The sequence below is a fragment of the Rhodovulum sp. genome (assembly GCF_011048875.1).
GTDB classification, from domain to species: domain Bacteria; phylum Pseudomonadota; class Alphaproteobacteria; order Rhodobacterales; family Rhodobacteraceae; genus Rhodovulum; species Rhodovulum tesquicola.
In genome coordinates this window covers 1-4,512 of record NZ_DSDD01000218.1, presented here as the reverse complement: position 1 = coordinate 4,512, position 4,512 = coordinate 1, and the positions used below count along the sequence as shown (strand labels likewise).

Annotated in this window: 3 protein-coding genes; 2 read left to right on the top strand and 1 reads right to left on the bottom strand. The window is 67.0% G+C overall.

Annotation, left to right across the window (positions count from 1 at the left end):
• Positions 1-191: 191 nt before the first annotated feature.
• A complete protein-coding gene (locus ENN83_RS07580; RefSeq protein ID WP_287185667.1) occupies positions 192-902 on the bottom strand; it encodes a hypothetical protein in 711 nt (236 codons plus the stop codon).
• 401 nt (positions 903-1,303) lie between these two features.
• Between ENN83_RS07580 and ENN83_RS07575 the strand changes: the two genes are divergently transcribed.
• Entirely contained in the window at positions 1,304-3,907 is a 2,604-nt protein-coding gene (locus ENN83_RS07575; protein ID WP_414707631.1) for a hybrid sensor histidine kinase/response regulator, read from the top strand.
• Between the two features lie 346 nt (positions 3,908-4,253).
• Positions 4,254-4,512: hypothetical protein (locus tag ENN83_RS07570; RefSeq protein ID WP_287185664.1), on the top strand; the 259-nt coding region annotated here is incomplete at its 3' end.

Genomic DNA, 4,512 nt, shown 5'->3' with positions numbered 1-4,512 from the left:
CGGCAAGCTGCGGCGCGATGCGGCTGTCATGGCGGCCGAAGCGGAAACCGGGATGGGCGGGCAGGCTGTCCACCGCCGCCAGCCGCTGCTCGCCCTCGATGGCCAGATCAGCCCCCGCCGCGCGCTATCTTTTCGGCGCGGCGACGCCCAGAACCGGCCGGCCGACAGGCGCAGCGGCCCGTCGGGCAGGCTCAGGTCGAAGTCGATCCGCTCGGGCAGGAAATCCTCGACCGGCAGCTTGTGCGTGGCCTGCGGCGGCGCGTCGGACTCGGCATGAACGGCCAGCGTCCAGGTGCCGCGCGGGGCGGTTGCGGCGATGCCAAGGGCAAGACATGCCCACCCGCCACGCCGCCCGGCGACAGTGCGCGGGCATGTTCCACCCCGTCGGGCCGGGTCAGGATGGCGGTCAGCGGCAGCCCCTCGACCGCCCCGGCCTGCCCGCGCATCAGTCCCGCCGGGAATTGTGCATGGCCTGCCGCGTCGGTCTGCTCCGTTCCCAGCACGCGGTTCGCGCGCGACATCAGCGACACCGTGACCCCTGCCTTGGGCGCGGCGCTTGCCAGCGACCGGACGAAGACATGCAGCCCGTCCGTCCCCGCCATCATCGCCAGCCCCAGATCGGACAGCACGCACCATTGCGTAGCGGCCGGACGGTCATAGGGATCGGCCCCCGGGATCGCCGCCTGCAGCGCGTAGATGCCCGCGGGCAGCCCGGCGATCGCTTCGTCCAGCGGCAGGCGCGTGGTGACATCGCGGTTCAGCTCCATCCCCACCTCGCCGGTGCCGGCCCAGACCTGTTCGGCCATGTCGCCCGAGAACGCATCCTCCTGCAAGGGCGAGAGGGGGCGGCCGGGGAAGCGGGCCGAAGGGCGGCGGTCGCGATCATATCGGGTCAGTTCCACGGGGCGGGCCAGAACCTCGCCGCTTTGGGCGGGCAGGCCCGGGCGCAGGGTCAGCCGGTAGCTTTCGCCGTGGCGCAGGCCCGCGACGCAGAGCCGGTCATCCTCGGCCGTTACGACAAGCCCGGGCTACGAAAGCTGCACAAAGGGCGCGAAATCGGCGCCGCGGGCAAGCGGTTCGGAAAAGCGGATGCACATGCGCGGGCTGGGCCAGCGCGGGAAGGGCAAGGAAGATCAGACAGAAAAGGACGGCAAACCGGCGCATCGCGGTCTCCTTCCGCAATTCGCCTCGCTGCGGGATGCTGGCATGGGCCTGCCGCGGATGGCAACGATTCCTCCGTTGCCGTTAATCGGCTGTTCACCCCGATCTGATCAGACTGCGCAAACCCGTGGAGAATCCGCGCATGGACATGACCGAGAAACTGGCGACCGAGCGGCGCAAGCGGCTGGCCGCCGAACGCCTGCTCGACCAGAAAAGCCGCGAGCTGTTCGAGGCGAACCGCCGGCTGTCCCAGCATGCGCTCCACCTCTCCGAAGAGATCACGGAGACGCGCCAGACCGCCGAGGACCTGCGCGGCCAGAACAGCCAGGTCCTGACCGAGCTTGCCGAGGTCTCTCTCGAGGCCGATGTCGTGAAGCAGCGGCTCTGGGATTCGCTGGAAACCGTCAAGGACGGCTTTGCGCTGTTCGATGCCCAGGACCGGCTGGTGATCGCCAACCGCGCCTATCTGTCGGTCTTCGACGGGCTGGAGGCGGTGGTGCCCGGCGTGCGATATGACGAGATCATACGCCTGTGCGTCGAGGAAGGAATCGTCGATATCGGCGAGCATGACGCGCCGGGCTGGATCGAGGAATTCCTGACGCGCTGGCATTCGGACCCGGTGCCGACCCGGGTGGTCCGGTTGTGGAGCGGCGATTACGTTAAGCTCATGGACAGGCGCACGCCCTCGGGGGACATGGTGTGCCTGGCGATGAACATCACCGAGATGATGCGCATGTGGGCCGCGGTCGAGGCGATCCCGGACGGATTTGTCCTCTACGACCATGACGACCGGCTGGTGATGTGCAACGACCGCTACCGGGAGTTCTACAGCAAAAGCGCCCCGGTCATGCAACCCGGCAACCGGTTCGAGGATATCCTGCGCTTCGGGCTCGAGAATGGCCAGTATCCCGAGGCCAGGGGCCGCGAGGAGGAATGGCTGACCGAGCGGCTGAACCGCCACCAGCGTCCCGAGGGGATGATCGAGCAGCGCCTGGCCGACGGCCGCTGGCTGCGCATCCTCGAGGAACGTACGCCCGACGGCGGCCTCGTCGGGCTGCGCGTCGACATCACCGAACAGAAGCGCCAGCAGGAGGCGCTGGACCGCGCTCGTGTCGCCGCCGAAGCCGCCAACCGCGCCAAGTCCGCCTTCCTCGCCAACATGAGCCACGAGCTGCGCACGCCGATGAACGGCGTGGTCGGCATGGCGGAACTGTTATGCGAGACGGAACTGTCCGAGGAACAGCGGCTTTACGCGCAGACGATCCGGGAATCGGGCGAGGCGCTTCTGAGCCTGCTGAATGACGTGCTGGACTATTCCAAGATCGAGGCCGACAAGCTGCAGCTGCACCCCGAGCCCTTCGACCTGGAACGCACGATCTACGAGATCGTCATGCTGCTGCAGACCCCTGCCCGGGACAAGAATCTCGACGTCCTGATCGACTACGACATGTTCATGCCCACGCGTTTCATCGGCGACCGCGGTCGCGTCCGGCAGGTGCTGACCAACCTGATCGGCAACGCGGTCAAGTTCACCGAGGAAGGGCATGTGCTGATCCGGGTCGTCGGCTTCGATGCCGAGGGCGGCGTGCTTCAGCATGTCCATGTGACCGTCGAGGATACCGGCATCGGCATCGCACGCGACATGCAGGACCACATCTTCGGCGAGTTCAACCAGGTCGAGGACCAGCAGAACCGCAAGTTCGAGGGTACCGGGCTGGGCCTTGCGATCACAAGGCGCCTGATCGAGATGATGGGCGGCGAGATCTGGCTGGAATCGGAAAAGGGCGAAGGCGCGTGTTTCGGCTTCCGCCTGCCCCTGCCCGTCGCCGAACCCCACGAATCGCTGCCCGCACCCGAGACCGCCTCGGTCCGTCGCGTCCTCGTGGTCGACGACCAGGAGGTGAACCGCACGATCCTGGACCGCCAGCTGTCGCAGCTCGGTCTGGACGTGACCTGCCATGTGACCGCCGAAACCGCGCTGGGGGCCGCCGCCGATGCCGACCTGATCATCACCGACCACCGGATGCCCGGCATGGACGGCTATGACTTTGCCCGGGCGCTGCGACAGTCGGGCCATGCCGGGCCGATCCTGATGCTGACCTCGAACCCGGCCTGCCTGGGCAGAACCGGAGAGAATGCCGAGGCGGGCCTCGATCTGGTCCTGCAGAAGCCGGTGATGCGCCGCGCACTCTACGAGGCGATCTCGACCCTGGCCCCGTCGGTGCAGACCCCCGCGCCCCCCGGACCCGCGGTCCCGGACCGCCCCATGCGCATCCTCGCGGCCGAGGACAACCGCACCAACCGGCTGGTTCTCGGCAAGATGGTCGCGGGGCTGAATGTCGAGTTGCGCTTTGCCGCCAACGGCCACGAGGCGGTCTCGGCCTTTCGCGAGGCCCGGCCGGACCTGATCTTGATGGATATCTCGATGCCCGATTGCGACGGCAAGGAGGCCACCGGAACGATCCGCAGGATCGAGGCCGAGAATGGCGATCCGAGCGTGCCCATCGTCGCCCTGACCGCGCATGCGCTGCAGGGCGATGCCGAAGACATCCTTGCCGCGGGCCTCGATGCATGCCTGACCAAACCGCTGCGCAAGAGCGACATCCTTGCCGCGATCGAGGCGCATCGCCCGGCCGACTGCGCACCGCTCTGCACGGAGACGGCCTGCGCTCCGTCGCCGGAGGACGGTTTCGTCGGGACCCCCGACCGGGACGCCGATGCAACGGCGCGACTGCGCGCGATCTAGGCAACACGCCGGACGGCCGACCTGCCGCTGCTTTCGCGGATGGATGGAACAGCGCGCGAAGGCTGCCGCCTCGCCGAGGCCACAGGCAGGCGTCACCCTCGACAGCACAGGGCATGCCGGCCGCCCTTGGTGTCGTTTTTTTCGGGGATTTATGGTGCCCAGGAGAGGCACCAACCCTTTGTTTTTATGTGTTTATTTCTGTCCATCCCTGCCCGCATCCACCTTAAATACATGGCGATACCTGTCCATCCTTGTCTTGAGGTGCCCGAGGGTATCCACTAGCCTAGGGTGGATATTTGGGTGGATGGGCAGGCGATCGATCGGCCGTGAAGGGCAGGCGGCTGGCTTGGCGGATGAGGCGTGGAAATCCGTTGCCACGACAATTCGCGCGGGCGGAATGCCACGTGATGATAACGACGTGGCAGACACTGCCACGGGCGTGGCATTCACAGAGCGCCTCTTGCGTGAGCTGCTACCGCTCGAACCCGGCGCAGTCATTCGTCTTCTGTTTGCTATCTTCTGGCCGGGTTCGAGCGGTAGCAGCTCACGCAAGAGGCGCGCTGTGAATGGTGCCGTGGCACCAATGATGGGTGCCGCTTCATACT

What these genes read in the sequence shown, in the direction of transcription:
- ENN83_RS07575 (WP_414707631.1), top strand. Translation starts at nt 1,304, where the DNA reads ATGGACATGACCGAGAAACTGGCGACCGAGCGGCGCAAGCGGCTGGCC.